The sequence below is a fragment of the Radicibacter daui genome (assembly GCA_030657355.1).
In the GTDB taxonomy this organism is placed as follows: Bacteria; Pseudomonadota; Alphaproteobacteria; order Radicibacterales; family Radicibacteraceae; genus Radicibacter; species Radicibacter daui.
Genome location: CP131056.1, coordinates 3,238,367 through 3,264,968 on the forward strand (window position 1 = coordinate 3,238,367; position 26,602 = coordinate 3,264,968).

Consider the following 26,602-nt stretch of genomic DNA (forward strand, 5'->3'; position numbering starts at 1 on the left):
GCGGGTTACGATAGAGCCGCCCGCGGTCTAAAGACAAGAACGATTCTCAAAAAGGATTGGAGCGGCGGAAATCCGTCTTGGTTTCCACCACCACCATGGTCTGCGCGCCCAGGGGGCGCGATGGCAGGTCGATAGTTACCTGCCCCTGCATGCCCTGCCGCAGCTTGACATGGACCAGCTGGCGGGCTTTCACGAAACCGATGCTCCGGCTCATCAGCCGTTCGGCATCATCCAGCGAGATCAGCACATCGCCCTCCACCGCCTCACGCGGCGGCGCCACCAGCACCAGCGTGATGGCCGCCCGGTTGGCGTGCACCAGAAGCGTCATGATGTAGGCGTCGACAAGGTTGTCGCGCGGCGGGTTGGCAAGCTCGTCCCCTTCCAGCTCCCGGACCGGCTGCGCGATGGCCGGTGCGGCAGGCAGCGCAAAAAAGCCGCCGATCCCGGCCATAAGCGCAACCAGGCGCAGCGCCCGCCTTGCTGCTGTCATCCGCATGCTGCGATCTCCCATTCCAGCCAGTCTTCGAACGCCCTTGTCGCCGGCCCACCGTCGGCAAGACGCACAGCAGCCGCGGCAATTACCGTACGGCGCTGCTGCCGCTGCATCTCCGGCGCTTCTACCAGCGCGGCAACCCGGCGCACATAATCATCCTCGTCCGCGGCGATGCCCTCTTCCAGCCCGGCAGCCTGCAGCACGGCCGCGGCATGGCGCTCGCGGGTGATGGAACCCGGCAGGGTTACGACGGGCAGGCCCGCCACCGTGGCCTCGCAGCTGGAATTGAAGCCCGACCAGCCGGGGCTGTCGAGGAACACGTCCGCCAGCTCAAGCAGACGCTGGAACCCTTCGCCGGACTGGCGGGCTACCCACAGGCAGTGCCGGCGCCAGTCGAGCCCGGCCTCGGCAAAGGCGGCTTCCAGCCGGGCCGAGAAAGCATCGGTTACCGCCTTGCTCTCATTTTTCAAAAATACCAGGGCCGCCTGCGGCAGCCGCCGGGCCAGCGCGACGAAGAGCCTGTCGTGGCGGGGCTGATGCTTGAAAAGCGACTGGCAGCTGAGCAGCAGCGGCCGCTCCTCCGGCAAGCCATAATCGGAACGGGCAAGCGCCAGGGCCGCACGGGCGGGCGGCACCCAGCTGCCGCCGATGCCGGGCAGCCGCACCAGCCTCTCGCTGAAGACGGCATCGGAGGCTGCTGTTTCCATAGCGGCAGGCGTCAGATAGTGGCCGATGCTGTCAAAACCGGTGGTCACCGGATGGCCTAGCCCGTAGGCCTGCACCGGCGCCAGAGGAAGTGCCGCAAGCCGTAGCGCCTGCGGCTCCATGCCGATTTCCGGATAAATCAGTGCATGCAGGCCGTCGCCCCGTATCTGGGCGACAGCAGCCGCAGCCCCGCCCGCCTCCCCTTCCGGCGGCAAATGCACAAAATGCTCGGCAAGCCCGCGCGCCTCATCGGTGATGGCATCGGTGCCAGCACCAAGATGATAGGCAAACACCTCGAATCGCGTGCGATCGAGACCGGCAAGCCAGCCGCGCAGCGGCAGTTTCCACACCGAATGATCGCGAAAGAAAGCGCTGGCAAAACCGATGCGCCAGCGTCCCTCCGCCCCGCGGGGCGGCATAGCCGGCGGGACTGCCGCCTCGGGAAAGCGCGCGCGCAGGATACGCTGGAGAAGCCCGGCATACCGCCTTTGCAGCGGCAGGTCCTCGCGGCCCTGATAATGGGCATAAAAGGGCTGCATGGACCCGGCAGCAAGGGTCCAGGCTTCGCGCTGCCACGGCGTCTCTAGCCGGATTGCCGCCCCCAGTTCCTCAAGCCCGGTTTCATAATCCGCTCGAGCCCGGCTTGCCGCCGTCTCGCTGGCGCTGATAACCGGCAGGCGGATGAAGCAACGCCCCCAGAGCGTGCGCGGCTCGGCCGGGCTTAGCGCCAGTGAGCGCTCCAGCGCCGCCACCCCGCCATCGGCGTCGTTGGTGTCGCGCCGGGCGATGGCAAGATTGTGCCAGTAGGCGGCCTGCCCGGGGATCGCCTCCACCGCCCGGCGAAAGGCCCCCAGCGCCGCTTCCGGCTGGCCGGAAAGCCGGGCGACAGAGCCGGTAATATCCTCGGCCATGCCGCGTGACGGCGCATCCAGCTCATCGCCACGCGCCAGCACCGCCAACGCCTGGGCACCGCTTTGCTGCAGACGGCCGGTCCGCAGCAGCGCCGCCGCCAGATTAAGCCGGCCGGGCACGGTATCCCCGCCCGGCAGCGCCAGAGCGGCCGTCAATATATCGGCAGCTTCCGCAGGCCGGCCGGCAGCCAGCAGAAAGGCCCCGCGCTCCTCTCGCGGCGGTGCCTGCTCCGGGGCCAGGGCAATCGCCCGCGTCGAGGCCTGATCGGCCCGTTTCCATGCCCGCATCCGCCGGTAGAGCTGTGCCAGTTCCAGCCAGACTTCGGGCACCATGGGAAAGGTCGTGCCATAACCGGCGCTTACCTGATCCAGCAGCTCACGCCGTCCGAGGCGCTCCAGCGCACGCAGATAATTGGCCCAGTGATGCCGCCCTTGCGGCAACAGCGTCACGGCCTTGCGCAGATGGGCAAGGCCCTGCTCGGCCACACCGCGCTCGATACAGAACCCGCCGATGGCACCATGCGCCTCGGCCCAATCGGGCCAACGGGTGACCAGCGCAATCATCTCGCTTGCCGCCGCGTCGAGCGCGCCCTGCCGCCAGAGCCGCAGCGCCGCTTCCAGCCGGGCGGGATCGCCGCTGCTCATCCGGCAAGCCCGGCAGCGGCCATCTGCGGCGAGGCCCCCTTGCGCTCGCTACCACCTGCCTCGGCCGCCCAGACCGTTACCGTCAACGGATCGCCGCTTACCGCCCGGCTGCCGGCCGGCGCCAGATGGGCGGCCTCAAACCAGCCGCGCACTTCGCGCTCATCAAAGCCGAGCCGGCGATGGGCATGGCTGGTGCGCAGCTCCTCCACATCATGGCGGGCAAAATCGACCAGCAGCAACAGACCGTCCGGCCGCAGCACCCGTGCCGCCTCCGCCACCACGGCGGCGGGATGTTCGGCAAAATGCAGGACCTGGTGGATGATGACGCAGTCGAACGCCGCATTGCCCACCGGCAGCGCATACATGTCCGCCTGCCGCACCGTACAGTTGGTAAAGCCCCCCTGCTCCAGCTTGGCGCGGGCAAGGGCAATCATCTCGCGCGACAGATCGACACCGGTTGCGCGGGCAACCCGGGGGGAGAAAATTTCCAGCATGCGGCCGGTGCCGGTGCCGATATCGAGCAGGTCGCCGATGCGCCGGTCCCCGGCAAGCGCCAGCACGGCGGCTTCAACCTCAGCATCCGCAGCATGCAGGCTGCGAATCTCATCCCACCGTGCCGCGTTGGCATCGAAATAGGCCTGCGCCGCCGAAGCCCGGGCCGCGCGGATCGCCCCCAGCCGTTCCCGGTCCAGCCGGCGCTGGGAATCGTCTTCGGGCAACATTCCCACCAGTTGGGCGGCGATGGTTGCCATCGCTCCGACGCTCGCCAGACCATAGAAGGCAAAGGTGCCTTCGCGGTAGCGTTCCAGCAGCCCACCTTCGACCAGCAACTTCAGGTGACGCGAGACACGCGGCTGGCTCTGGCCCAGAATCTGGGTGAGGTCCGTTACCGAAAGCTCACCTTCCGCGCACAGGGCGAGCAGGCGCAGGCGGGTGGGCTCGGCAGCTGCCTTCAGTGCCGCCAGTACCTGATTCATGCCCGTTTCCGCCAAAGACCGATGCCCCGCTATACAAACCGTGAGATCGAGAAATAAATATCTACATTTCTTTATGAAGGCTGGGCTGTTATCTGTAAACGGCAGCGACTGCTGGAAAATTCTGGCATTCCCCGGTCGAATGCGGCGAGAATGCCACAGTGATCAGTACCGCATGTTGCCCGTCGCCCTGCCGGGCTGGCGCCGCCCTATCCGTCCGTGCTACCGAAAGCGGAAGATTTTCAAGGCATAATCCCGTGATCAGGCCCACAGAAAAGGGCGGACCGGGGGCCTAAAAGACAGCAGAGAAGAAGACAAGACCGGCCCCGTACGCCCGTGCGAACAAGGCCTCCGTTCAAAAATGTCAGGGATAGCTGATGGTGTTGCAGCGTACGTTTCCGGTTCTGTTGGCTGCCTCGCTTCTGGCGAGCGCCTGTGCCTCCACTCCCAAGCCCGAGACTTCTGCCACCGCACCAATGGCGGACAGCAGCGAAGCCAGTGTCTATGACCCGCTCGAAGGCGTGAACCGTGCCGTCTTCGGCTTCAATGAAGTCGTGGACAAGGTGGTGATTGGGCCGGTCGCGCGCGGCTACGGCTACATTCCCTATCCGATTCGGGACCGCATCCGCGATTTCGCCCGCAACCTTGCCTCGCCGCTGGTCTTCATCCATGACCTCGCCCAGGGCGATGGCGACCGCGCGCTGGTTACGTTCGAGCGCTTCCTCGTCAACACCAGCATGGGCGGCCTCGGTCTCGTCGACATCGCGTCGCAGACGGGCCTGACCTATCACAGCGAGGATGCCGGCCAGACGCTCGGTCGTTATGGCGTCGGCAGCGGCCCCTACCTGGTCCTGCCGATCCTAGGCCCCTCCAATGCCCGCGATACCATCGGCAAGGTTGTCGACTGGTTCATAGACCCGGTGCCTTACGCGCTGGAAGATACCGACCTGCAGGATGTGCCGTTCGGCTCCAAGGTCGCGCTCGGGATCGATACCCGCCAGCGTTACGACAAGGCGATTCGCGATCTGAGGGCCAACAGCATCGATTTCTATGCCGCGACGCGCGATCTTTATGAACAGACTCGCCGCCGCGCCATCGCCAATGGCGACGACGCCGCATCGGGTGCCGGTGCCGTCGACATTCCGGATTATGACGCTGCCTCCCCGAATTGAACCAGATCGGGCGCAAAGCGTCTGATATGGAAAGAGCAGCATAAAGTCCGGACATCGGGGCGCAGGCATAACGCCCGCCCCGGTCCCGGCGCAGGATAAGAGGTCCAGGTAACGTGACGATGATCAACCGCAGGCTTTTCGCCCTGTTCGCAGCCGGTCTCCTGGCGCTTGGCCTCAATGCCGGCTCTGCCCGTGCCGAGGCCGGCGCCGACCAGGTGGCTGCTGCCCGCGACTTCATCGGCAGCTTCGCCGACAAGGCCCAGAAGGAACTGCTGGCCGACGACCTGTCGAAGGACGAGGCGGCCAAGCGCTTCGGCGACCTTCTGAATGAAGGCTTCGATATCGACACCATCGGCCGCTTCGTGCTCGGCACCTACTGGCGTCAGGCCAGCGACGAGCAGCAGAAGACCTATCTCGATCTCTTCGGCCGTTACCTGACCTCCGTCTATTCCTCGCGCCTTGCCGAATATCGCGATATCGGCTTCAGCCTTGGCGATGCCCGCCCCATCGGTAACAACGACGTTGCGGTTACCACCAACGTCAAGACCCCGCAGGGTCAGCCGGCCAAGGTGGAATGGCGTGTCCGCCAGAAGGGCAGCGCGTGGAAGATCGTCGATGTGGTGGTCGAGGGTGTGAGCATGGGCGCGAGCCAGCGCAGCGAGTTCGCCTCCGTCATCCAGCGCTCCGGCAAAGGTGTAGACGGTCTGATCGACGCCCTGCGCCAGCGCGTCGGCTAATCGCTTCCCTGCCATCCGCACAAAACAAAACGGCCGGGCGATTGCCCGGCCGTTTTGTTTTAGAGGCCCTTTGGCCCCACAAGGCCTCAGGCAACCCCGTTCTGGCTGAGCCAACCCAGCATGCGCCGCCAGCCGTCTGCAGCGGCCGCTGCATCGAAACTCGGCCGGTAATCCGCGTGAAAGGCGTGATCGGCTTCCGGATAGATCACCATCTCGACCGCCTTGCCCGCAGCCTTCGCAGCCGCTTCGAACTGGTGCGCTTCCTCCACCGGAATACCCTTGTCCTTGCCGCCATAAAGGCCAAGCACAGGGCAGTTGAGCTTACCGGCCACATCCATCGCCATGTCGGGCTGGATGTCCGTGCGCGGGCTGGTGAATTTGCCGTACCAGGCAATACCCGCCTTCACGTTCTTGCTGTGAGCGGCATAGAACAGGGTCGCCCGCCCGCCCCGGCAGAAGCCGGTGATGCCGGCCCGTGCTGCATCGCCCTTTGAGCTGGCAACTGCCCAGGCGAGCGTGGCGTCGATATCCGACATCACCTGCGCATCCGGCGTCTTCGAGATAAAATCGCGCAGCAGTACCTGCACATCGGTCACGGCGCCGATATCGCCAAGGCGCGCATAAAGCTCCGGCGCCACTGCACAGTAACCAAGCTTGGCAAGGCGCCGGCACACATCCTTGATGTATTCGTGCAGACCGAAGATCTCCTCGATCACCAGCACGACGGGAAAGGGCCCCGCCCCTTCCGGCATGGCGCGATAGGCCGGCAACCTGTCGCCGCCGGCCGGAATGCTGACATCCCCGGCAATCAGCCCGGCCGTATCGGTCTTGATGGCCTGACCGGGAAGAACTGTCGTCGCACCGGTATGTCCGCTCGCCGTGGTCATGAAAGGCAGCCCCTTGTTCCAGCATCCTGAAAGAGGCTGCCGATTGTCCACGAAGCCGCGGCGAGCGCCAGCCCTTTTGCCTGCTGACACTGCATAAGGGCCGCTATGCCGCAGCGGGCCTCAACTCGCCTCCGCCGGGCAGGCCGCAGCACCAAGAACGCGCCCCAGCGGCGCCTCCTGCGCAATGACGGCGCAGCGCTCCCCTGCTGCCGGCGGATCGATCCGGATCGCCTTGCCGTCCTGCCAGCCGGCAAGCTCGCGGGCGCCCGTTACCACATTGTGGTTGGCAAGCGCCCGGCCGTTATTCTCTCCGCGCAGCACCTTGGTCGCGGCGGTAGGCAGGTAGTTGACCTGCAACAGCGTAACCGGCCCCGTCGGCATGCCGGCGACGGTCAGGGAATATCCCCCGCCGCCCGAAAGCGGCTCAAGCGCCAGCGACACCGGCTTGGGCCGGGCAGTCGCGCTGGCAATCGCCGCTTCCGCACTGCCCCGGTCGGAGCCCACCAGTTCGGCGGCGCCATCCACCACCATCTGGGGCGTATAGACGCCCTGCCCGCGGATAACACCGTCATAGGCACGCTGGCGGGCCGTCGCCTCCGCGCTGGAGAACGGATCGACCCAGGCGCCGGCCGAGCCATAATTCAGCCGGTTCCAGTAATCGACATGCCATTCCAGCGCCAGCAGGTCCGGGCGCTTCACCAGCTCGCCCAGATAGGCTTCGGCCGGCGGGCAGGAGGAGCAGCTCTGCGAGGTAAAGAGCTCGACGACAACCGGTGGGGTTCCGTTCGCGGCCTCGGCATTGCCGGCGGCGAGCACCAGGCCGGCAGCAAAGGCAGCACGGCCGAAGGTTCGAAGAGTGATCATGGGCCTCTTCCCTCAAAGGCACCAGCCGCTGGCATCTCTTGCCCATGCTGCGGCGCTGGCGCCAGGGTTTCAAATTCGCCCGATGATGCTAACGCCGCCTTGCCCTCACGCGCCTCACACCTTCGCGTGAAGGGCGCGCGAGCAGAAGGCAGGACCAAAAGAAAAGACCCCGGCAGTTTCCCGCCGGGGTCTTTTCTTACTTCTGCACTGCGGCCGGCGCTCAGCGCGTCAGCGGCTTGTACTTGATGCGGTGCGGCTGGTCGGCATCGGCGCCAAGGCGGCGCTTCTTGTCGGCCTCGTAGTCTTCGTAATTGCCTTCGAACCACACCACCTGGCTGTCGCCCTCGAAGGCGAGGATATGGGTGGCAAGGCGGTCAAGGAACCAGCGATCATGGCTGATGACCACGGCGCAGCCGGGGAAATCTTCCAGCGCGTCTTCCAGCGCACGCAGCGTGTCGACGTCGAGGTCGTTGGTCGGTTCGTCAAGCAGCAGGACGTTGGCGCCGGACTTCAGCATCTTGGCAAGATGCACGCGGTTGCGCTCACCGCCAGACAGCTGGCCAACCTTCTTCTGCTGGTCAGCGCCCTTGAAGTTGAAGGCGCCGACATAGGCGCGGCTCGGCATGGTGCGCTTGCCAAGCTCGATGATGTCGGAACCGCCGGAAATTTCTTCCCAGATGTTCTTGTTGGCAGCAAGGCTGTCGCGGCTCTGGTCGACATAACCCAGATGCACCGTCTCGCCGATGGTCACGCTGCCGCTATCCGGCTGCTCTTGCCCGGTAATCAGGCGGAAGAGCGTGGTCTTACCGGCGCCGTTCGGGCCGATGACACCGACGATGCCGCCCGGCGGCAGCGAGAAGGTCAGGTTCTCGAACAGCAGCTTGTCGTTATAGGCCTTGGTGACGCCCTCGATCTCGATGACCTTGTTGCCAAGGCGCTCGGGCACCGGAATGACGATCTGCACCTTGCCCGGATCACGGTCGTTGGCGCGTGCCACCAGTTCATCATAGGCCTTGATACGGGCCTTGGACTTGGCCTGGCGGGCCTTCGGGCTCTGGCGGATCCACTCGCTTTCGCGCGCCAGTTCCTTCTGGCGGGCGTCTTCGGTGCGGCTTTCCTGCTCAAGGCGCTTCTGCTTCTGCTCGATCCAGCTCGAGTAGTTGCCTTCGTAGGGGATGCCCTGGCCACGGTCGAGTTCCAGGATCCAGCCGGTAACGGCATCGAGGAAGTAACGATCATGGGTAACCATCACCACGGTGCCGGCATATTCGGCAAGGTGGCGCTGCAGCCAGGCCGTGGTCTCGGCGTCAAGATGGTTGGTCGGCTCGTCAAGCAGCAGCAGGTCGGGCTTTTCCAGCAGCAGACGGCAGAGCGCCACACGGCGCTTTTCACCGCCGGAGAGCTTGTCCACGGCCCAGTCGCCCGGCGGGCAACGCAGCGCGTCCATGGCGATCTCGACGGTGCGGTCGAGGTCCCACGCGTCGGCGGCATCGATCTCTTCCTGCAGCTCGCCCATGCGCATGGAAAGCGCCATCATCTCATCATCGTCGGTGACCTCACCGAGCTTCATGGAGATGTCGTTGAACTCGTCGACCTTGGCCTTGATGGGGGCCAGCGCCTCCATCACGTTCTCGGACACGGTCTTGCTCTGGTCGAGCTGCGGCTCCTGCGGCAGGTAACCGACGCGCGCTTCCTTGGCGGCCCAGGCCTCGCCGGTGAACTCGCTGTCCATGCCGGCCATGATCTTCATCAGCGTGGACTTACCGGCGCCGTTCGGGCCGAGCACACCGATCTTCGCGCCGGGGAAGAAGGACAGGTAGACGTTGTCCAGAACCTTCTTGCCGCCCGGATAGACCTTGGTCAGGCCCTTCATCACGTAGGTATATTGATAGGAGGCCATGCCGTGCCCGCTCCTGAATCTTTTGCCGAAAGGCTATGTCGGAAATCTCTTGGCGCGGTTTGTAGCGCATGAGACGCCCGGCACGCAACAAGGGGGGCACAACAAGGGAGGTTCGGCAGCGGCCATACTCTCCTATTGAGCGCGCGACAGGCCTTGCGGCTGCGGTTAGTCTTGCCGCTGACTTTCCGGAAAAATGCCCCCACGGAAAGGACGGACACACCACTTCAAGAGGAAGAAGGGACGCCCGCCCTCATGGCCAACATCATCAACCGCGACGACGGCATCATCATCAGCTTTTCCGCCGGCGAAATGCTGGCCAGCGGCCCGCAGGTTCCCGTCGTGCTCACGGCGCCGGCGCGCGCGCTGACGGCAGAGACCAAACGCGCCAAGGGGCTTGCCATGGTCAACACCGCCCTGCCGGTCAGCGCCATCGATGCCGAAATCGCCGTCAGCCTCGGCCTCAAGCCGGTCGGCCAGGTGGAGTTCACCAACGGCCTCGACAGCAAGAAACAGGTCGCCGCCGGCTACAAGGTCTCCGTGTTTCTCAATAACGGCCACCACGTCCAGCTGGTGGTGCCCGCCCTGAGCCTCGCCCCGGTCACCATGGTGCTGGGGCGCGACTTCCTTTCCGACATCCGCTTTGAATATGACGGCCCGCAGGACCGCGCCCGTGTGCTGACCAAGGCGGAAAAGACCGCCGGCTAACAGCCCGCACCCAATAAAAACCCCGGCACGGGAGCGATCCCGGCCGGGGTTTTTTAGTGCCCGAACGGCAGCGGAGCGCTCAGCGCACGCCGCCGGTGCCGCGCTGGCGCTGCTTTTCAAGCTTCTGCTGCACCACGCGGGCCTGAAGCAGGTCGCGGCGGGCCACAAGGCCCACCAGCTTGCGGCTTTGCGGGTCGACCACCGGAATGCGGCCGACATCCACCGAGATCATCATCTCGACCACGCGGCCGAGATAATCATCCGGCGTCACCAGCGGCAGAGAGGCGTCGGAAAGGCGCCCGCCCAGCGTTGCCCCCGGCTCGTGGCTGGTCACCATCCATTGCAGCACATCGGCGCGCGAGACCATGCCAACCGGACGGCCATCGGTGTCCACTACCGGATAGGCGCGGTGCTTGGCGTCCTTCTCGAAGAAGATGCTCGCCTCTTCCAGCGTCATGCTGTCCGGCATGGTCTTCACATCCTTGGTCATGATTTGCGACACGCGCACCATGGCCAGCGGATCGACCCCCAGTTCAGCGACAATGTGCCGGCCGCGGCGGGCGATCTTCTCGGTCAGGATGGAGCGCCGGATGGCAAGGATGGTGAGGCCGTAGGCAGAGCCGGACGCTGCCAGCGCCAGCGGCAGGGCGCCCCAGGTGCCTGTCACCTCCACAGCAAACAGGGCGCCCATCAGCGGCGCGCGCATGGCGCCGCCCAGAACGCCGGCAATGCCGATCAGCGCCCAGAGCCCGGTTTCACCCGGCAGCACCAGCCCTTCGATCCCGCCGAGCGTCGCGCCCAGCATCACGAGGGGGGCCAGCACACCGCCGGACGTGCCGGAAGCCAGCGCGATGATCCAGATCGCGGATTTGACCAGCAGCAGCGAGAAGAGGCCGACCGGCGGCAACTCGCCATGCAGCACGGCATGGATGCTCTCATAACCGGTGCCCAGCGCGCGCGGCTCGATCACGCCGCCGATACCCACAGCAACAGCGCCCACCAGCGGCCACCACATCCAGTGGAAGGGCAGTTTGTGGAAGAGGTCCTCGACCTTGTAGAGCAAGGTGGAGAGACCGGCGGCCTGCAGGCCCGCCAGCAGGCCGACGCCCACGGCGGCGATCAGACCCAGCGGCGTCACCACCACATGCAGGTCGAGCGGGAACAACATGTTGCCGTCGATGAGGAACGGCCGCCAGGCAATCGCCGTCAGCGCCGAGACGACAACGGGGATGAAGCTGCGCGGCTTCCACTCGAAGAGCAGCACTTCCACGGCCAGCAGCACGGCGGCGATGGGCGTGCCGAAGATGCCGGTCATGCCGGCAGCGGCGCCCGCTACCAGCAGGGTCTTGCGCTCGGCGGCGCTGAGGCTGAAGCACTGGGCAAAGAGCGAGCCGACGGCGCCGCCGGTCATGATGATCGGGCCTTCGGCACCGAACGGGCCGCCCGTACCGAGCGAGATGGCCGACGAGATCGGCTTCAGCAGAGCCACGCGCCAGGACATGCGGCTTTCGCCGTAAAGTACGGCCTCGATGGCCTCGGGAATGCCGTGGCCGCGAATTTTCTCCGAACCGAAGCGGGCCATAAGACCGATGATGAGCGCGCCGATGAGCGGCACGGCCATGCCCCAGGGCTGGGTCACCGCCTCAAGGATGGTGCGGCCTTCGAAGGAGAACTCGCCGTACCAGAAGATATTGACGGCAAGGGCGATCAGTTTCAGCAGAACCAGTGCGGCAAAGGCGCCGCCCGTTCCCACCACAAGCGCCATCAGGCAGAGAAGCAGGACGCGCCGGTCGGTGGAAAAATCACCCAGGCGCGGGCCGGTCTGAAGCCCTGACGAGATGCCCCCACCTGGCAGGCCGGGACCACTGGCACTTGACACTTCGATCTCCTTTTCCGGAATGCTGCGCGTCTTTTAGGGCGCGCGCTTGAGGCGAGGCAACCGGTTATGCCCCCTCCTGATGCTTCTCAAGGGGGATGCGACATTTTGGCCCACCTTATTGAAGAAGACGACATTTTTCCCGCGTCGCGGCCCGCGCCTGCATCGCGGGGTCAAAAATGCCCTGTTCTGTCCGCTGCTCATCGCACCGCTTGCGCACGGAAAACAACGGACCTATGGTCTGCCTGCTGTCCGATATACGGCAGCCGTAAGCGTTCACGTCAACCAACGCGAAACCCGCAATGGATGGGCCTTTTTGCCCGCCTGCGGCTTTTCGCAAGGATTGTTGACGGTGTCGCTTTTCCCCCACCCCGCCCTTTTTCGCCACCTGCCGACAGCAGCGCGTGTCGGGCTGTTTCTGTTTTTTGTCGCCGGTTTTTCCGATGGCATGCTGATGCCCTTCTTTGCCCTCTGGGCCAGCAGGGAGGCCGGCATTCCAACTGGAGCGATCGGCCTGCTCCTTGGCTGTTATGCCGGCGGCGAACTTCTGGCCACGCCGCTGGTGGGCGGCATCGCGGACCGCATCGGCCGTCGCCCGGTACTCATCCTGTCAACCCTTGGCACCAGCCTCGGTTTCTTCTGCCTCTATTTTGTGAATGGCACCTTCGCGGCAGCCTTGTGCCTGATCACCATCGGGATCTTTGAAAGTGTGCTGCATCCCACGGCGGCCACGGTGATCGCCGATGTGGTGGCTCCGGAGAAGCTGCGAGAGACCTACGCCCTGCGGCGCGTCGTCTCCGGTATCGGCCATATCATCGGTCCCGCGCTGGGCAGCCTGCTCGCGATGACGGCACTGGGCCTTGTCTTTACGGGCGCGGCCGGGGCCCTACTGGCCGGCTGTATCGCCACCCTGTTTTTCCTGAAGGAGACCAGACCTGCCGCAGCCGGCAACCCGGAAGACGAGGAGGAAGAATGGGGCGCGCTGGGCACCGCTTTGCGCGACCGGCGCCTTGCCGCCCTGTTGCTGCCCGTGGCCGCCATCGGCATCGTTGCCAGCTGGATCGAGACCATACTGCCGCTTTATGCCACCACCACCGGCACTCTGGACCCGGCGGATATCGGCTGGCTCTTCAGCTATGCGGGACTGGTGGCGGTGCTTTTCCAGCTGCCGCTGACCCGGCTTTCCGGCCGGCTTGCCGGCAGCAGCCTCGTCTCGACGAGCGGGCTGGTACTGGCCCTTTCCTTTGCCCTGCTGCTGGCTGCACCCACCCTGCCGGGCCTCATCGTCGCGGTCACGCTGCTAACCCTGGCAGAGATGCTTTCGGGCCCGCTCACCCAGACAATCGCCTCCGAACTGGCCCCGGCACGAGCCCGGGCCACCTACATGGCTGCTTTCAGTACCGCCAATGATCTGGAAGATGCTGCCGGGCCGGCGCTCGGCACGTGGCTCTACGCAGTCTCGGCAAGCCTGCCCTGGCTGGTTGCACTGCCGGTGACACTGGCCGCAACAGCTGCGCTTGCAGCCGCGGCCCGGCGGCATGAGTCACGGCTGGAAAAGCCGCAGGACGAGGGTGCCGGCCCGGGCTGACAGGCCTCAGCCAAAAGGAGCCAGCTCTTCTTTCAGCCAATCCGCCACCGCCAGCGCCGCTGGCGGGGCGGTGCGGGCCAGACGCAGGATGTAGCCCGCCTCGCTCACCGCCACGCGGCCGGTCGCCGGCACAAGCAGGCCTGCATCCATAAGCCCGTCGACCAGCCCCAGCCAACCCAGCACCACGCCCTGCCCCGCCATCGCGGCCTCGATGGCAAGGGTAAAGGTGTTGACGTGCAGCCCCTCCACGCCCGGCCGCCAGGGCCACCCCACCGCCTGCATCCAGCTGGGCCAGGAAAACCAGCGCTCCGGCCCATCGAGATGAATGAGCGGCGCACGTGCCAATGCCGCCGGATCGTCGAGCGGCCCATGCGCGGCGAGAAAGCCGGGGCTGCACAGGGCAATCACCCGTTCCTGCAGCAGGCGCACCCCGCGCCCCCCCACTGGCAACTGGCCGAAACTGACGGAAAGGTCGATGCCCCGCCCCGCCGGCTCCACCTCTACCTGGCTTGCCGAGACACGCACATCGATATCCGGGTGCCGTTCCTTGAGCCTGCCGAGGCGCGGCAGCAGGATATAGGAGGCAAAGGCGAAGTCGGTAACGAGCCCGACGGTCGGGGCCGCACGGCGCCGGCGCAGGGTTGCCAGCGCGTCTTCCACCGTGCCCAGCGCCCGCTGCACGGCATCGCGCAGGATGCGCCCCTCTTCCGTCAGATCGACCCCGCGATGGCGCCGCTCGAACAGGCTGCACCCGAGCCCTTCTTCCAGCTGGCGGATTTGATAGCTGACCGACGGCTGGGTGAGACCGAGTTCACTCGCCGCCCGGGTGAGATTTCCAAGGCGGGCAACGACATCGAACAGGGAGAGTGCGGCGAGATCAGGTGGCCTTGCCATAGAAATTTTCTATTCCAGTTAACGAAATTCAACCTCTTCACACTGCGCTGCCGCGGGTCGTTCAATCAACCGTGTTTATCGCAAATGAAGGGACTACCGCCGGCCATGACCAAGCGACCGAACATCCTCATCATCATGGCCGATCAGCTTGCCGCGCAGTTCCTGCCCTTCTACGGGCACAAGGTGGTCAAGGCGCCGCATCTCTCCCGCCTTGCCGGCAGCGGCACCGTTTTCGAGAATTGCTATACTGGCAGCCCGCTCTGCGCGCCCTCGCGCTTCACCATGATGTCCGGCCGCCTCGCCTCCACCATCGAGGCCTATGACAACGCCGCCGATTTCCGCGCCGACACACCCACCTTCGCCCACGCCCTGCGGCGGGAGGGCTATCGCACCGTGCTGGCCGGCAAGATGCATTTCTGCGGGCCCGACCAGCTTCATGGTTTCGAGGAGCGGCTGACCACCGACATCTACCCGGCCGACTATGGCTGGACGCCGGACTGGGAGAAGCCGGACGTGCGGCCCAGCTGGTATCACGACATGCTCTCGGTCTCGAAGGCCGGTGCCTGCGCCCGCTCCAACCAGATCGATTTTGACGAGGAAGTCGGTTATTCCGCCCGCCGCCATCTCTATGACATCGCCCGCGGCCCCGACGATCGACCCTTCTGCATGCTGGTGTCCTTCACCCACCCGCACGACCCCTACGCCATCCTGCCCTATTATTTCGACAAGTACCGCGATGACGACATTGACCTGCCGGCCGTCGCCCGCCTGCCGAAGGAGCTGCAGGACCCGCACTCGCTGCGCGTGATGCATGTGTGCGAAACGGACGTCTACGAGCCGAGCGAGGAAGAAATCCGTCGCGCCCGCCGGGCCTATTACGGCGCTATCAGCTTCATCGACGATCAGGTCGGCATCCTGCTGCGCACGCTCAAGGAATGCGGCATGGACGAGGACACGGTGGTGGTCTTCACCGCCGACCACGGCGACATGCTGGGCGAGCGCGGCATGTGGTACAAAATGTCGTTCTTTGAGGCTGCCGCGCGCATTCCGCTGGTTATCCGCATGCCCGGCGGCAGCGACCAGCGGCGGGTAAAGAATACTGTTTCCCTCATGGATCTCTTCCCCACCCTCACCGGCATCGCCCGGGGCGGCGATGAGGATCTGGGTCAGCCGCTGGAAGGCAAAAGCCTGCTGCCGCATCTCTCCGGCGGCGGCCATGACGAGGCGCTGGGGGAATATCTCGGCGAAGGCGCGATAGCGCCCATCTTCATGATCCGGCGCGGACGCTACAAATTCGTCACCACCAGCACCGACCCGGACCAGCTTTTCGATCTTGAGGCCGACCCGCTGGAGCGCGCCAATCTGGCGGCAAACGGTGCCAGCGCGGCAGAAACCGCCCTGCTGGCCAGCCTGCGGGCAGAAGCGGCAACCCGCTGGGATGCATCCCGCGTGCATGAAGCCGTTATTGCCAGCCAGCGCCGCCGCCGCTTCGTGCATGAGGCGCTGATGCAGGGCCGCCACCGGCCCTGGGATTTCCAGCCCATGGTCGATGCCACCCGCGCCTATATGCGCAACACCATCGACCTGCCGGATCTTGAACGCCGCGCCCGCATGCCGGTGCGCGAGGTCGCGCCCGGTACCGGCAACCTGACTGACAGAAAACGCGCCTGACGCGCCAGAACCGGGCGAAACGACCCGGCGGGAGTGAAGTCACCAACAACAAGAAACCGCACCCGACCATAACGGACAGCCGAACAGGAGACATGACGGATGACGAGCGCCCATCGTAACCGGTTGACCCGCCCGCTGCTGGCAGCCGCTGCCCTTGCCGGGGCCGCCCTGCTGGCAGCCCCTTCCCCTGCCGCCGCGGCCGATGCCGCTTCCTGCAAGACGGTGAAGTTCTCCGATCCCGGCTGGACGGACATCACTTCCACCAACGCCCTTACCGGGGTGGTGCTGGAAGCGCTGGGGTATGAACAGAAGGTTGACCTGCTGGCCGTGCCGGTCACTTTCCAGGCCCTTGCCAACAAGCAGATCGATGTTTTCCTCGGCAACTGGATGCCGGCGCAGCAGCATTTCGTGACCGATGCCACCGCCAAGGGCGCCGTGATCGTCGGGCGTAATCTGGAAGGGGCAAAATTCACCCTCGCCGTACCGACCTATGTGTCCGCCGAAGGGGTCAGGGATTTTGCCGACCTCGCGAAGTTCGGCGACAAGTTCGACAAGAAGATCTACGGCATCGAGGCTGGCGCCCCGGCCAACCAGTCGCTGCAGAAGATGATCGCCGGCAATGATTTTGGCCTTGGCGGCTGGTCGCTGGAAGAAAGCGGCGAGCAGGCCATGCTGAAGCAGGTGGACAGGGCCAAGCGCGACAAGAGCTGGATCGTCTTTCTCGCCTGGGCGCCGCACCCGATGAACTCGAACAACGCCCTCACCTATCTTTCCGGCGGCGATAAATATTTTGGCCCCAACTATGGCGGCGCGGAGGTCTACACCATGGCCCGGGCCGGCTTCGCCGAAGATTGCCCGAACGCGGCCAAACTCGTCTCCAACATGAAGTTCACCGTCGAGCAGGAAAACCTGATGATGTCGATGATCCTCGACCAGAAGATGGAGGCGGGCGAGGCCGCCAAACTCTGGCTGCAGGGCAATAGCGGTACGCTGGATGCCTGGCTTGATGGCGTGACCACGCTGGACGGCAAACCCGGCCTTGCCGCGGTCAAGAGCGGCCTCGGCCTCTGAGGCAAACCAGCCTTCCCGGCAGCCGGCGAGCGGGGGCTAGCCGGCATGCCCGTTCAGGAAGGTTGGCTTCCGGCGGCCGGAGCGTTATCTCTGGCCGCCGGAACTCATTTCAGGAACGAACCGGCATCACCATGAGCGATACCCCTCCCGACCGCCTGTCCACCGATCCGCGCAGCCCCTTCTATGATGAAGCCGTGCTGGCGCGCGATGTCGGCATCCGCTTCAAGGGTGTCGAAAAGACCAATGTCGACGAATACTGCGTCAGCGAAGGCTGGATCCGCGTCAGCGCCGGCAAGACCCGCGACCGCCACGGCAATCCGCTGACCATCAAGCTGAAGGGCGAAGTCGAAGCCTATTTCCGCCCCGCCGCGGAGAGCAGCGAGGGCTGAGGCTGCTGGAGGCCGGAGGGGGTTTTTGAGTCATTACCCCCATCCGGCGCTTCGCACCACCTTCTCCATGTATGGGGAATGATAGGGTGCTGATATAAAAAACAAAAACTCCCCCATTCATGGGGAGGTGGGCCGCAGGCCCGGTGGGGGTAATCACTCCACCACAAACACTGGCCCCTCAGGTCAGTACAAACCGAACCGGCTTCAACGGTTCCGGCACATCCGGCGCACCGATTGCTTCCTTGAGGTCGATCTCGATCACCCGCACCAGCGCATCGAGCGCCAGGTCGTTGTGGGTGAGACCAAAGGGCTCTTCCAGCTCGTCACCCAGCGCATCCAGCCCGAAATAGGCATAAGCCAGCAGCGCGGTTGCCAGCGGCGTGGCGAAGCCCAGCGTCCCGACAAGGCCGAACGGTACCAGCAGGCAGAAGAGAATGGCCGTGCGGTGCAGGAGCAGCGAATAGGCAAAGGGGGTCGGCGTGCCGAGGATACGTTCGCACGCCGCCTGGATGCCGGAAAAAGCCGTCACCCGGTCATCCAGCACCTTGTAGAGGATATCGGTCAGCCGCCCCGCCCGCATCTCGGCGGCAAGCTCGGCGCTGATTGCCCGCAGTACCGCCTCGTTGGCGTTGCGGCATCCGGCCGGCAGAGTGAGGGCACCGTTTTCCGGCACCAGCCAGGGTTCGAGGGACGTCGCCACGTCGCGCCCGCGCAGACGGGCCGCCAGTCCATGGGCAAAACCGATCCCGCGAAAGACCAGCCGCCGCTGCAGGGGTGAAACCGCCTCTCCCTCGGAGAGCAGCACGAGCAGGGAACGTGCATAGCTGCGCATCTCCAGCACCAGCTGACCCCAGAGCTTTCGCCCCTCCCACCAGCGGTCGTAACAGACCGAGTTGCGAAAGCCGAGGAAGATGGAAAGCGCGATGCCCAGGAGCGCGAAGGGTGCCGTCGAAAAACCCGAAAGGGGCGCCGGGTACAGCCAGTCAAGCCAGGTGACGGCGCACGCAAAAGCGGTGACGAACAGCAGCCTCGGCAAGATGGTCAGCAGTACTGAACCACGCAGGATGAGGAACAGGGTAAAGGCGTTGGGCCGCGGGCGTATGATCATGATCGGCAGAGCATAAGCTCCGCCCGCTGGTCCGCCAGATCATTTCCGCCAGTCGCGGCAGCAAACCAGCCATGCGAGCGGCAGGGTTCACCCCGGACGCCGTACTGGCGTCGGAGGCTGAGCCGGCGTTGCATCGACAATCAGCGCCGACGCCCCGATCTCCAGCGCCAGCTTGCGCTGCATGGCGTCCTTGTAGGCCTTGTAGTCATTGGCAACGATGACGAAAGCCGAGGCCCCGCCGATAACGGCGTCGCGGTAATAACTCTCCAGATCCGGCTCTTCATTGACGATGGCGAGGCCGTTGATGCTGACGCCGCTTGCCACCAGCGCCTCGCGCGGCCCTTCCACATCCCGCCCGTCATTGGAGCGGCCATCGCCCGAAACATCGATCGTGTGGCGGTTCGCCGGCCAGGGCAGGCTCTGGAACTGGGCCCCGGCGAAGGTCAGCGCCCCGTTGATCGAGGTGCCGCCGGCATCGATAAGGCGCGGCATCTCCAGTACCTCCTGCGACAGCGCTTCCGCCGCCGCCTGCCCGTCGACCCGCCGCCAGCCGATGGCCAGTTGCTGGTTACCTTCTCCGCCCGAGGCCCACTGCAGGATACAGATGGCGATGGCGTGGTTAGGCCCGGCCGATATCGCCGCCAGAACTTCCGGGTCTTTCAGCGCCAGGGCAAGGCCGCGCGCCTCAAGATCAAACTCGTTCCAGTCGACGCTGGAGGAGGTATCGAGCGCCAGCACCAGCGCCAGATCGACAGCGCCGCCGCCCTCCTGAGCCGCGGCTACTTGCGGCGAGACCGCCCCGAGGCCAAGCAGGCATGAGAGCGCCAGCCACGGTTGGAGGCGTGGGGCAACAGGGCGGCGAAAAAGGAAAAAGGGTGCAGGGATCATCGGGGCCCGCACGCTAGAGGGCAATCGCGTCGCGATAAAGGCGCCGCGATTGCAACAGTGTAAACGCCGCTGCGCTACCCGCGCTACCCGATCAGGAAAAACCGGTCACGGCATGCGGCACATAAGGCGCCTCCAGCGCCGCGATCTCTTCTGCCGTCAGCTTCACGGCAAGGGCGGCCGCGGCATCTTCCAGATGCTGGACCTTGGTGGCACCAACAATGGGGCTGGTCACCCCGTCCTTCTGCAGCACCCAGGCAAGCGCCACCTGCGCTTTCGGGATGCCGCGGGCCTTTGCCACCGTGGCCACCGCCTCAACCACCTTGCGGTCCGCCTCCGCCGTCGCGGCGTAAAGCGTCTTGCCGAAGGCATCCGTCTCCGACCGGGCGCTGGCCTCGTCCCAGTCACGGGTCAGGCGGCCGCGGGCGAGCGGGCTCCACGGCATCACCGCAATCCCTTCCGCCCGGCACAGCGGCAGCATCTCGCGCTCTTCTTCCCGGTAGAGCAGGTTCACATAGTTCTGCATGGAGACGAAGCGGGCCCAGCCGTGCGTCTCGGAGAGATGCAGCGCCTTGGCGAACTGCCATGCATACATGGAAGAGGCGCCGATATAACGCGCCTTGCCGGCGCGCACGACATCATTCAGCGCCTCCAGCGTCTCCTCGATGGGGGTGGCATAGTCCCAGCGGTGGATCTGGTAGAGATCGACATAGTCGGTACCGAGGCGGGTCAGGCTCTTGTCGATTTCGCTGAGGATCGCCTTGCGCGACAGGCCGGCGCCATTCGGCCCGGCATGCATGCGGCCATTGACCTTGGTGGCGATGACGATCTCGTCGCGGCTGGCAAAATCCTTGAGCGCGCGGCCCACAATCTCTTCGCTCGTGCCGTCAGAATAGACATTGGCGGTGTCGAAGAAATTGATGCCGAGGTCGAGCGCCTTGCGGATGAAGGGGCGGCTTTCCGCTTCCGGCAGCGACCACGGGTGGGTGCCGCGTTCAGGCACGCCGTAGCTCATGCAGCCAAGGCAGATGCGCGAGACATCAAGCCCCGTACGGCCAAATTTGACGTAGTCCATCAGTTTCCCCCTCCGTTACGGATAATCAAGACCGGCAGGCGCCATCATGCCGGAGCGGCAAGGGCAGAACTGTTACGCCAGCTATATTCAGGCTCGTATCCCAGCAGCCGGCGCGCCTTTTCGATGGAAAGCAGCGTCTCGTTAGGCCCAACCGGGCGGCGCAGCGGCACATCGGGGAAACATTCCGCCAGCAGTTCGGCGTTCGGGCGGGTCATCACCGTATCGGCATTGGCGATGATGAACACCTCCATGCCCGGCTCCTTGTATTCCAGCGCCTTGCGAATGGCCTGCGCACCATCGCGCGCATCGATATAGCCCCAGAGGTTCCACTTCCTGAGCGAGGCATCCTCATCAAAGCCCGGGAACCGTCGATAGTCCTCCGGCTCCATGACGTTGGAAAAGCGCAGGCCAATCATCTTGAGCTTGGGGTCCCAGCGGCAAAACTGGCGCGCCACTTCCTCATCCACCAGCTTGCCGAGCGAATAGGCCGTCTCCGGCCGGCCGGCATAGTCCTCATCCACCGGCACATAGGGCGGCGGCGTTTCGAAGGGCAGGCCCAGCACGGTTTCGCTGGAAGCCCAGACAATATTGCGGATGCCTGCCTGCTTCGCCGCCTGAAACACGTTGTAGCTGGAGAGCACGTTGTTTTTGAAGATGGTGGCGTTGGGGCTGAGGCCCGGCGCCGGGATGGCGGCCAGATGCACCACCGCATCAACGCCTCGGTAGCGGTCATCAACCGCACTCAGCGCCCCGCTCACCTGACCGAAATCGGTCAGGTCCGTCTCGATCACCGGGCAGGGCGATGCGGAAGGGCGCACCTTGTCCAGCACCGCCACCTGCCAGCCATGGTCGATCAGATGGGTAACCGCCGCCCGTCCCAGCTTGCCGCTGCCACCGGTGACGACAACGCGCTTTGCCTGAGCCATTTCCCTGTCCCTTCCCATTGTCGGGGACGCCGGGCGCCCCCATCGTTGCCACCAGCTTAGAACGATCCAAGCGCATGGCAACCCACATGGAAACAGAACCCGTGGGCCGGCAATCAGGTTGCGAGAAAGTCGGGCAGCACGGTCACCAGACCGGATCAGACCAGATAGCGCGCCGCCACGAAGCCGCCGATGATGATCACCAGCGCCCCGAGCATCACCAGTTCCAGCCGCTTTTCGATGAAATTGCGCACCGGCTCGCCATAGATGCGCAGCAGCGCCGCCACGAGGAAGAACCGCGCGCCGCGGGTGATACAGCTGAGAAGGATGAAGAGCGGGAAGTTATAGGCAGCAAAACCGGAAGCGATGGTCACCAGCTTGTAGGGGATGGGGGTAAGGCCCTTCAGCAAGATGATCAGGGCGCCCCACTGGGCATAGGAGGCGCGAAAGGCCTCGAAATCCTGCCCGAGCCCGTAGACGCGGATCAGCCAGGTGCCGAGGCTCTCAAACAGGAGTGCACCGATGGCGTAACCCAGCATGCCGCCAATCACCGAGGCGACAGTGCACACTCCGGCAAACAGCCAGGCACGGCGGCGGTTGGCCAGCACCATCGGCACCAGCATCACATCGGGCGGGATGGGAAAAAACGAGCTTTCGGCGAAGGAAACGAGCGCGAGCGCCCAGGTGGCGTGGCGGCTGCCCGCCAGCGACATGACCCAATCGTAAAGACGGCGCAGCACTCGCGAGCGATCCTTCCATTCTTCCGACAGCCGGTCATGGCCGCCGCCCCGCCTGTCGGATAACCAGCAGGCCGCACGCGCGCAAGCAAAAGCGCCCAAAAGGGCGAAGGTGAGGCAGATGCGACACTGTGCCACCCAAAGCCGATAACAGCGGTGAAGACGTTAATTGACCTTTGGCCGGGAACGGCCTTCAACAACGGCAACGCCAGAACGGCCCTCGCGGAGCATTTCCAGCCCATGTCGGTTACCACAGCCCCGAGCGGAGCCACTCCGCCCGAAGAGGGTCAGCAAACCCAGCCCCACCGGCTGCTGCGCAACAGCAATTTTGTCCTTTTCGGCATTGTACGTGTCGCCTCCGCGCTCGCTTTCCAGGGCGCTTCGGTCGCTATTGGCTGGATGGTCTATGAAAAGACCGGCAGCGCCTACGATCTCGGGCTCGTCGGCCTCTTCCAGTTCCTGCCGATGATCGTCATGACCTTCATCGTCGGCAATGTGGCAGACCGCTATCACCGCGGGCGCATCGTCTTCTGGTGCCAGCTTGCCCAGGCGGCCATTCTCGCCTTCCTGCTTGCCGGGCTGCATGGCGCCTGGCTCAGCGTCAACATGATCTTCGGCGCCGTGGCGGTGCTGGGCGCTGCCCGCTCCTTCCAGCAGCCCACCATGTCGGCCCTGCTGCCCTCCATCGTGCCGACGGCAATCCTGCAGCGGGCGGTGGCGGCCTCCTCTTCCTTCATGCAGACGGCGACGATCATCGGCCCGTCGCTGGGCGGCGCGCTCTATGCCATCAGCCCCGACCTGTCGCTTGGCCTGTGTGCGGTCTTTCTGGTCGCGGGCGCCGTGTCGGTCGCGTTCATCAAGGGCCAGCACACGGTGGCCAACAAGGCACCGGTCACGCTGGCTTCCTTCTTCGGCGGCGTTTCCTTCATCCGCCGCCATCCGGTCATCCTCGGCACCATCTCCCTCGACCTGTTCGCGGTGCTGTTGGGCGGCGTCACGGCACTGCTGCCTATCTTTGCCAGCGACATCCTGCATACCGGCGCCTGGGGCCTCGGCATGCTGCGCTCGGCCCCTGCCCTTGGTGCGCTCTCCATGTCGCTGGTGCTGGCGCGCGTCTCGCTCGACAAGGGGGCGGGTTACAAGATGTTTGCCGCCGTGCTGCTCTTCGGCATCGCCACCGTCGTCTTTTCGCTCTCCACCAACCTGACCCTCTCGCTCTTCTGCCTCTTCGTGCTGGGTGCGGCGGATAATGTGAGCGTGGTGGTGCGCAGCTCGCTGGTTCAGCTGCAAACCCCGGACGACATGCGCGGACGCGTCAATGCCGTGAACTTTCTCTTCATCGGCGCCTCGAACCAGCTTGGCGAGTTCGAATCCGGCATGATGGCGGGCCTGCTCGGGGCCGTGCCGTCCGGCGTTATAGGCGGTATTGGCACCATCGTGGTCGCCCTGCTCTGGATGCGGCTATTCCCGCAATTGCGCCGGGTTGAGAGCCTTTCCGGCTAATGTGCCCAGCAGCCGTCCGTCAGGTCGACATGAGGATTTCGACCGTCATCTCCCTGAAGGTGCCGGTCAGGCCAATAAAACTGCCCCCAACCGGCATGACCTGCGCGATGTCGCGGCCGACCGCCAGCGGAATGAGGTTATGGCCCCCGACCCCGCCATTGGTCGGATCGAAGCTGATCCAGCCGGCGCCGGGCACAAAAACCTCCGCCCAGGCATGAGTCGACCCGCCGGCAAGCGTACCGTTCAGAAGACCCTGCGGATTATAAAGATAACCTGAGATGATCCGGGCGCCGAAACCGAGGCTGCGGGCAGCCTCCACAAACAGCACGGCAAGGTCGCGGCACGCTCCCCAACCGCGGTTGAGTGTCTGTGTCGGCGACTGTGTGCCCTCGTCCTCGCGCGACTGGTAGCAGATCCACTGCGACACCCCGGCATTCAGGTCCTTCAGCAGGCTCAGTGTGTTGGTCGGATTGCCAGCGACGAAACCATGCGCCCAGCTGCGCAGTTGACCCGCCGGGTCGGGGTAGTTCTGCAGCGTCAGCGCGCCCAGATCGCGCCAGTCATCGTCGGCGTACCGAAAGGGATAAAGCACGGCGTCGTCCGCGATGTCGAAGACCGGCCATGCCGCCGTGTCGAGCCGGAGCGATGCGACGGTCTCTATAACAAGATTGTCGGTCATGCCGGCAAAACTGGCCGTAGCAACCGAGTTGCCAAAGACATCCTGCGCCCAGCGGACCTGCGCCGCGGGATTGGTATAAAGCTCGAACGAGCCGAGCTTGATCTCACGGCTCTCGCGGGGGCGCAGCATCAGCCGGTGGAGGCCAAGATCCACCGGCTGGTAATAACTGTAGTGTGTGCTGTGACGGACGGTGAGCCACGTCATGGCCCGCCGGCCCCTGCCGGCCGGGTCAGAACCCCATCCCCTCCATCCCGCCCGGCATAGCCGGTGCGGAGGTTGCGAGCCCGTCGGCAACCGCCGCCTCGGTCATGATCAGCAAGCCGGCGACCGATGCCGCATCCTGCAGGGCGGAGCGGACAACCTTGGTCGGGTCGATCACCCCGGCCGCCACCAGATCCTCGTACACTTCCGTGCGGGCATTGAAGCCCATATTGTGGTTGTTGCCATCAACCAGCTTACTGGCGACCACCGCGCCATCATGGCCGGCGTTGCGCACGATCTGCCTCAGCGGGGCCTGAAGCGCCAGGCGAATGATGTTAACGCCATGGGCCTGATCGTCATTGGTGCCGGTAAGGCCGGCGAGCGCCCGGCTGGCATAAAGCAGGGCCGTCCCGCCGCCCGGCACGATGCCCTCCTCGACCGCCGCCCGGGTGGCATGAAGCGCATCGTCAACGCGGTCCTTGCGTTCCTTGACCTCGGTTTCGCTGGCGCCGCCGACCTTGATGATGGCAACCCCACCAGCAAGCCGCGCGATGCGCTCCTGCAGTTGTTCGCGCTCATAGTCGCTTGCGAGATTGACGAGTTGCGCCCTCAGGGCATCAACCCGCGCCGCTACCGCCTCTGGCGCGCCGGTTCCCTTCACGATCAGCGTATCGTCCTTGCTGATGCTGACGCGGCGCGCACCGCCCAAGGTGGCAAGCGTCACATCCTTGAGGCGGGTTCCCAGCTCATCGCTGATGATCTCCCCTCCGGCGAGGATCGCAATATCCTCCAGCATCGCCTTGCGGCGGTCGCCGAAGCCCGGCGCCTTGACCGCAGCGACATTCAGGCCACCGCGCAGCTTGTTGACCACCAGGGTCGCCAGCACCTCGCCCTCGATATCCTCCGCGATGATCAGCAGGGGTCGGCCGCTATGGGCAACGGCCTCCAGCACGGGCAGCAGCACCATGAGGTCGGTGAGCTTTTTCTCGTGAAGGAGGATATAGGGGTTTTCCATCTCGACCAATTGCTTGACGGCATCGGTCACGAAATAGGGCGAAAGATACCCCCGGTCGAACTGCATGCCATCGACGAGTTCAAGCTCGAATTCCAGCCCGCGCGCTTCCTCGATGGTAATGATGCCATCCTTGCCCACCTGCCGCATCGCCTCGGCAATCCTGCTGCCGACCACCACATCGCCATTGGCGGAAACGATGCCGATCTGGGCAATTTCCTCATTGCTTGAAACCGGGCGCGAACGCGCGCGCAGATCGTCAACCACCCGCGAGACGGCCAGGTCGATGCCGCGCTTCAGATCCATGGGGTTGATGCCGGCGGCAACCGACTTCATGCCCTCATGCAAAATGGCCTGCGCCAGCACGGTGGCCGTTGTGGTGCCATCGCCGGCATGGTCATGCGTGCGCGAGGCGACGGCCCGCAGCATCTGCGCGCCCATATTCTCGAACCGATCGGAAAACTCGATCTCCTTTGCCACCGTCACCCCGTCCTTCGTGATGCGCGGCGCCCCGTAACTTTTTTCGATCAGTACACTGCGTCCTTTAGGGCCCAGCGTTACCTTGACCGTATTGGCGAGAATGTTGACGCCGCGAAGGATGCCCTCGCGCGCATCCGTGCCGAACCTGATGTCCCTGACGGTCATGATACCGGACCTTTTGATAAGAGATTGGTGGAGGCAGGCGTAGACGACGGCCGATGGCCCGGAGGGGCTTCAGCCATCGTGCGGAATTTTTTCGTCGATCTCGGGACGTGCGCGTTGCGCGCGGCCTTCGCTCCGGAGCCAATGCACCGGGCGGCAACCAAGCCCCGAGAGGAAAGAAGCGGTATTTTCAAGGCTCCACCTGCTGGGTCGCGACGAGACCGTCGCTTTCACAAGCAGGGAGCCAGCGCTACCGATTTGCGAGCTGGCGCTGACGGGGCTCACGGGCCCGGCTGCACCACTGCTGAAGATGTGGGGTTGCAGCGCCCGCATTCAAGGCAGACTCAAAGATAAC

General features: G+C 64.9%; 23 protein-coding genes. 8 read left to right on the plus strand and 15 right to left on the minus strand.

The window, feature by feature from the left end:
• Nucleotides 1–46: 46 nt before the first annotated feature.
• Genes QTL98_RS15195 through QTL98_RS15205 form a run of 3 tightly spaced genes read right to left on the minus strand, consistent with a single transcriptional unit; the run spans nucleotide 47 to nucleotide 3,731 of the window.
• Entirely contained in the window at nucleotides 47–496 is a 450-nt protein-coding gene (locus QTL98_RS15195) for a hypothetical protein (RefSeq protein WP_445679311.1), read from the minus strand.
• Nucleotides 487–2,754 carry a tetratricopeptide repeat protein gene (locus QTL98_RS15200; protein WP_445679312.1) on the minus strand — a complete coding sequence of 756 codons (2,268 nt, stop codon included), beginning with the start codon at nucleotides 2,752–2,754 and terminating at the stop codon, nucleotides 487–489. Before QTL98_RS15200 ends, QTL98_RS15195 begins: the two co-directional genes overlap by 10 nt.
• Nucleotides 2,751–3,731, minus strand: a complete 981-nt coding sequence (locus QTL98_RS15205) for an ArsR/SmtB family transcription factor (protein WP_445679313.1) — start codon at nucleotides 3,729–3,731, stop codon at nucleotides 2,751–2,753. The genes QTL98_RS15200 and QTL98_RS15205 overlap by 4 nt, the downstream gene beginning before the upstream one ends.
• Nucleotides 3,732–4,111: 380 nt before the next feature.
• Between QTL98_RS15205 and QTL98_RS15210 the strand changes: the two genes are divergently transcribed.
• Nucleotides 4,112–4,900 (plus strand): MlaA family lipoprotein, encoded by a 789-nt coding sequence (locus QTL98_RS15210; RefSeq protein WP_445679314.1) that lies wholly within the window; start codon nucleotides 4,112–4,114, stop codon nucleotides 4,898–4,900.
• 119 nt (nucleotides 4,901–5,019) lie between these two features.
• Nucleotides 5,020–5,637 carry an MlaC/ttg2D family ABC transporter substrate-binding protein gene (locus QTL98_RS15215; RefSeq protein ID WP_445679315.1) on the plus strand — a complete coding sequence of 206 codons (618 nt, stop codon included), beginning with the start codon at nucleotides 5,020–5,022 and terminating at the stop codon, nucleotides 5,635–5,637.
• Between the two features lie 86 nt (nucleotides 5,638–5,723).
• Here the strand turns inward: QTL98_RS15215 and QTL98_RS15220 are convergent, their stop codons facing one another.
• The 3 genes from QTL98_RS15220 to ettA form a co-directional block, all read right to left on the minus strand.
• Nucleotides 5,724–6,524, minus strand: coding sequence for a dienelactone hydrolase family protein (locus QTL98_RS15220; RefSeq protein WP_445679316.1), 801 nt, complete (start codon nucleotides 6,522–6,524; stop codon nucleotides 5,724–5,726).
• A 120-nt stretch (nucleotides 6,525–6,644) separates the two neighbouring features.
• Nucleotides 6,645–7,388: a DUF1223 domain-containing protein gene (locus QTL98_RS15225; RefSeq protein ID WP_445679317.1), complete on the minus strand. Its 744-nt coding sequence runs from the start codon at nucleotides 7,386–7,388 to the stop codon at nucleotides 6,645–6,647.
• Between the two features lie 220 nt (nucleotides 7,389–7,608).
• Entirely contained in the window at nucleotides 7,609–9,288 is a 1,680-nt protein-coding gene (gene ettA / locus QTL98_RS15230; protein ID WP_445679318.1) for an energy-dependent translational throttle protein EttA, read from the minus strand.
• Nucleotides 9,289–9,540: 252 nt separating this feature from the next.
• Here ettA and QTL98_RS15235 point away from each other — a divergent pair, with 252 nt between their 5' ends.
• A complete protein-coding gene (locus tag QTL98_RS15235; RefSeq protein ID WP_445679319.1) occupies nucleotides 9,541–9,993 on the plus strand; it encodes a hypothetical protein in 453 nt (150 codons plus the stop codon).
• 79 nt (nucleotides 9,994–10,072) lie between these two features.
• Here QTL98_RS15235 and QTL98_RS15240 read toward each other — a convergent pair whose 3' ends face one another.
• The gene (locus tag QTL98_RS15240) at nucleotides 10,073–11,872 is read right to left on the minus strand and encodes a chloride channel protein (protein ID WP_445679320.1); all 1,800 of its coding nucleotides are present in this window, start codon (nucleotides 11,870–11,872) and stop codon (nucleotides 10,073–10,075) included.
• Between the two features lie 349 nt (nucleotides 11,873–12,221).
• Here QTL98_RS15240 and QTL98_RS15245 point away from each other — a divergent pair, with 349 nt between their 5' ends.
• Nucleotides 12,222–13,457, plus strand: coding sequence for an MDR family MFS transporter (locus QTL98_RS15245; RefSeq protein WP_445679321.1), 1,236 nt, complete (start codon nucleotides 12,222–12,224; stop codon nucleotides 13,455–13,457).
• Between the two features lie 6 nt (nucleotides 13,458–13,463).
• Here QTL98_RS15245 and QTL98_RS15250 read toward each other — a convergent pair whose 3' ends face one another.
• Nucleotides 13,464–14,351, minus strand: a complete 888-nt coding sequence (locus QTL98_RS15250; RefSeq protein ID WP_445679322.1) for a LysR substrate-binding domain-containing protein — start codon at nucleotides 14,349–14,351, stop codon at nucleotides 13,464–13,466.
• A gap of 105 nt (nucleotides 14,352–14,456) precedes the next feature.
• On the opposite strand from QTL98_RS15250, the gene betC reads away from it, so the two are divergent.
• The 3 genes from betC (at nucleotide 14,457) to QTL98_RS15265 (ending at nucleotide 17,482) form a co-directional block, all read left to right on the plus strand.
• A complete protein-coding gene (gene betC / locus QTL98_RS15255) occupies nucleotides 14,457–16,022 on the plus strand; it encodes a choline-sulfatase (RefSeq protein ID WP_445679323.1) in 1,566 nt (521 codons plus the stop codon).
• A gap of 99 nt (nucleotides 16,023–16,121) precedes the next feature.
• Nucleotides 16,122–17,093: a choline ABC transporter substrate-binding protein gene (choX, locus tag QTL98_RS15260; protein WP_445679324.1), complete on the plus strand. Its 972-nt coding sequence runs from the start codon at nucleotides 16,122–16,124 to the stop codon at nucleotides 17,091–17,093.
• A gap of 131 nt (nucleotides 17,094–17,224) precedes the next feature.
• Nucleotides 17,225–17,482 carry a DUF3297 family protein gene (locus tag QTL98_RS15265; protein ID WP_445679325.1) on the plus strand — a complete coding sequence of 86 codons (258 nt, stop codon included), beginning with the start codon at nucleotides 17,225–17,227 and terminating at the stop codon, nucleotides 17,480–17,482.
• 178 nt (nucleotides 17,483–17,660) lie between these two features.
• Here the strand turns inward: QTL98_RS15265 and QTL98_RS15270 are convergent, their stop codons facing one another.
• The 5 genes from QTL98_RS15270 to QTL98_RS15290 form a co-directional block, all read right to left on the minus strand.
• On the minus strand, nucleotides 17,661–18,590 hold the full coding sequence (locus QTL98_RS15270) for a bestrophin family protein (protein ID WP_445679326.1): 930 nt from the start codon (nucleotides 18,588–18,590) through the stop codon (nucleotides 17,661–17,663).
• An 87-nt stretch (nucleotides 18,591–18,677) separates the two neighbouring features.
• Entirely contained in the window at nucleotides 18,678–19,478 is an 801-nt protein-coding gene (locus QTL98_RS15275) for a DUF1194 domain-containing protein (protein ID WP_445679327.1), read from the minus strand.
• A gap of 91 nt (nucleotides 19,479–19,569) precedes the next feature.
• Nucleotides 19,570–20,550: an aldo/keto reductase gene (locus QTL98_RS15280; protein WP_445679328.1), complete on the minus strand. Its 981-nt coding sequence runs from the start codon at nucleotides 20,548–20,550 to the stop codon at nucleotides 19,570–19,572.
• A gap of 44 nt (nucleotides 20,551–20,594) precedes the next feature.
• Entirely contained in the window at nucleotides 20,595–21,476 is an 882-nt protein-coding gene (locus tag QTL98_RS15285) for an NAD-dependent epimerase/dehydratase family protein (protein ID WP_445679329.1), read from the minus strand.
• Between the two features lie 155 nt (nucleotides 21,477–21,631).
• Complete coding sequence (locus QTL98_RS15290; protein WP_445679330.1) at nucleotides 21,632–22,213, minus strand: YqaA family protein; 582 nt, start codon at nucleotides 22,211–22,213, stop codon at nucleotides 21,632–21,634.
• Nucleotides 22,214–22,450: 237 nt separating this feature from the next.
• On the opposite strand from QTL98_RS15290, the gene QTL98_RS15295 reads away from it, so the two are divergent.
• The gene (locus QTL98_RS15295; RefSeq protein WP_445679331.1) at nucleotides 22,451–23,713 is read left to right on the plus strand and encodes an MFS transporter; all 1,263 of its coding nucleotides are present in this window, start codon (nucleotides 22,451–22,453) and stop codon (nucleotides 23,711–23,713) included.
• Nucleotides 23,714–23,732: 19 nt separating this feature from the next.
• On the opposite strand, the gene QTL98_RS15300 is transcribed toward QTL98_RS15295, so the two are convergent.
• Nucleotides 23,733–24,596: a transglutaminase family protein gene (locus QTL98_RS15300; RefSeq protein WP_445679332.1), complete on the minus strand. Its 864-nt coding sequence runs from the start codon at nucleotides 24,594–24,596 to the stop codon at nucleotides 23,733–23,735.
• Between the two features lie 25 nt (nucleotides 24,597–24,621).
• Complete coding sequence (gene groL, locus QTL98_RS15305) at nucleotides 24,622–26,250, minus strand: chaperonin GroEL (RefSeq protein ID WP_445679333.1); 1,629 nt, start codon at nucleotides 26,248–26,250, stop codon at nucleotides 24,622–24,624.
• Between the last annotated feature and the right edge of the window lie 352 nt (nucleotides 26,251–26,602).

Excerpts from the sequence above, each read along its gene's own strand:
- QTL98_RS15285 (WP_445679329.1), bottom strand. The coding sequence starts at position 21,476 with ATGGCTCAGGCAAAGCGCGTTGTCGTCACCGGTGGCAGCGGCAAGCTG.
- QTL98_RS15265 (WP_445679325.1), top strand. The coding sequence starts at position 17,225 with ATGAGCGATACCCCTCCCGACCGCCTGTCCACCGATCCGCGCAGCCCC.
- QTL98_RS15270 (WP_445679326.1), bottom strand. The coding sequence starts at position 18,590 with ATGATCATACGCCCGCGGCCCAACGCCTTTACCCTGTTCCTCATCCTG.
- QTL98_RS15195 (WP_445679311.1), bottom strand. The coding sequence starts at position 496 with ATGCGGATGACAGCAGCAAGGCGGGCGCTGCGCCTGGTTGCGCTTATG.
- QTL98_RS15250 (WP_445679322.1), bottom strand. The coding sequence starts at position 14,351 with ATGGCAAGGCCACCTGATCTCGCCGCACTCTCCCTGTTCGATGTCGTT.
- QTL98_RS15215 (WP_445679315.1), top strand. The coding sequence starts at position 5,020 with ATGATCAACCGCAGGCTTTTCGCCCTGTTCGCAGCCGGTCTCCTGGCG.
- QTL98_RS15220 (WP_445679316.1), bottom strand. The coding sequence starts at position 6,524 with ATGACCACGGCGAGCGGACATACCGGTGCGACGACAGTTCTTCCCGGT.
- QTL98_RS15235 (WP_445679319.1), top strand. The coding sequence starts at position 9,541 with ATGGCCAACATCATCAACCGCGACGACGGCATCATCATCAGCTTTTCC.
- choX (WP_445679324.1), top strand. The coding sequence starts at position 16,122 with ATGACGAGCGCCCATCGTAACCGGTTGACCCGCCCGCTGCTGGCAGCC.
- betC (WP_445679323.1), top strand. The coding sequence starts at position 14,457 with ATGACCAAGCGACCGAACATCCTCATCATCATGGCCGATCAGCTTGCC.
- QTL98_RS15280 (WP_445679328.1), bottom strand. The coding sequence starts at position 20,550 with ATGGACTACGTCAAATTTGGCCGTACGGGGCTTGATGTCTCGCGCATC.
- QTL98_RS15225 (WP_445679317.1), bottom strand. The coding sequence starts at position 7,388 with ATGATCACTCTTCGAACCTTCGGCCGTGCTGCCTTTGCTGCCGGCCTG.
- QTL98_RS15295 (WP_445679331.1), top strand. The coding sequence starts at position 22,451 with ATGTCGGTTACCACAGCCCCGAGCGGAGCCACTCCGCCCGAAGAGGGT.
- groL (WP_445679333.1), bottom strand. The coding sequence starts at position 26,250 with ATGACCGTCAGGGACATCAGGTTCGGCACGGATGCGCGCGAGGGCATC.
- QTL98_RS15200 (WP_445679312.1), bottom strand. The coding sequence starts at position 2,754 with ATGAGCAGCGGCGATCCCGCCCGGCTGGAAGCGGCGCTGCGGCTCTGG.
- ettA (WP_445679318.1), bottom strand. The coding sequence starts at position 9,288 with ATGGCCTCCTATCAATATACCTACGTGATGAAGGGCCTGACCAAGGTC.
- QTL98_RS15275 (WP_445679327.1), bottom strand. The coding sequence starts at position 19,478 with ATGATCCCTGCACCCTTTTTCCTTTTTCGCCGCCCTGTTGCCCCACGC.
- QTL98_RS15205 (WP_445679313.1), bottom strand. The coding sequence starts at position 3,731 with ATGAATCAGGTACTGGCGGCACTGAAGGCAGCTGCCGAGCCCACCCGC.
- QTL98_RS15300 (WP_445679332.1), bottom strand. The coding sequence starts at position 24,596 with ATGACGTGGCTCACCGTCCGTCACAGCACACACTACAGTTATTACCAG.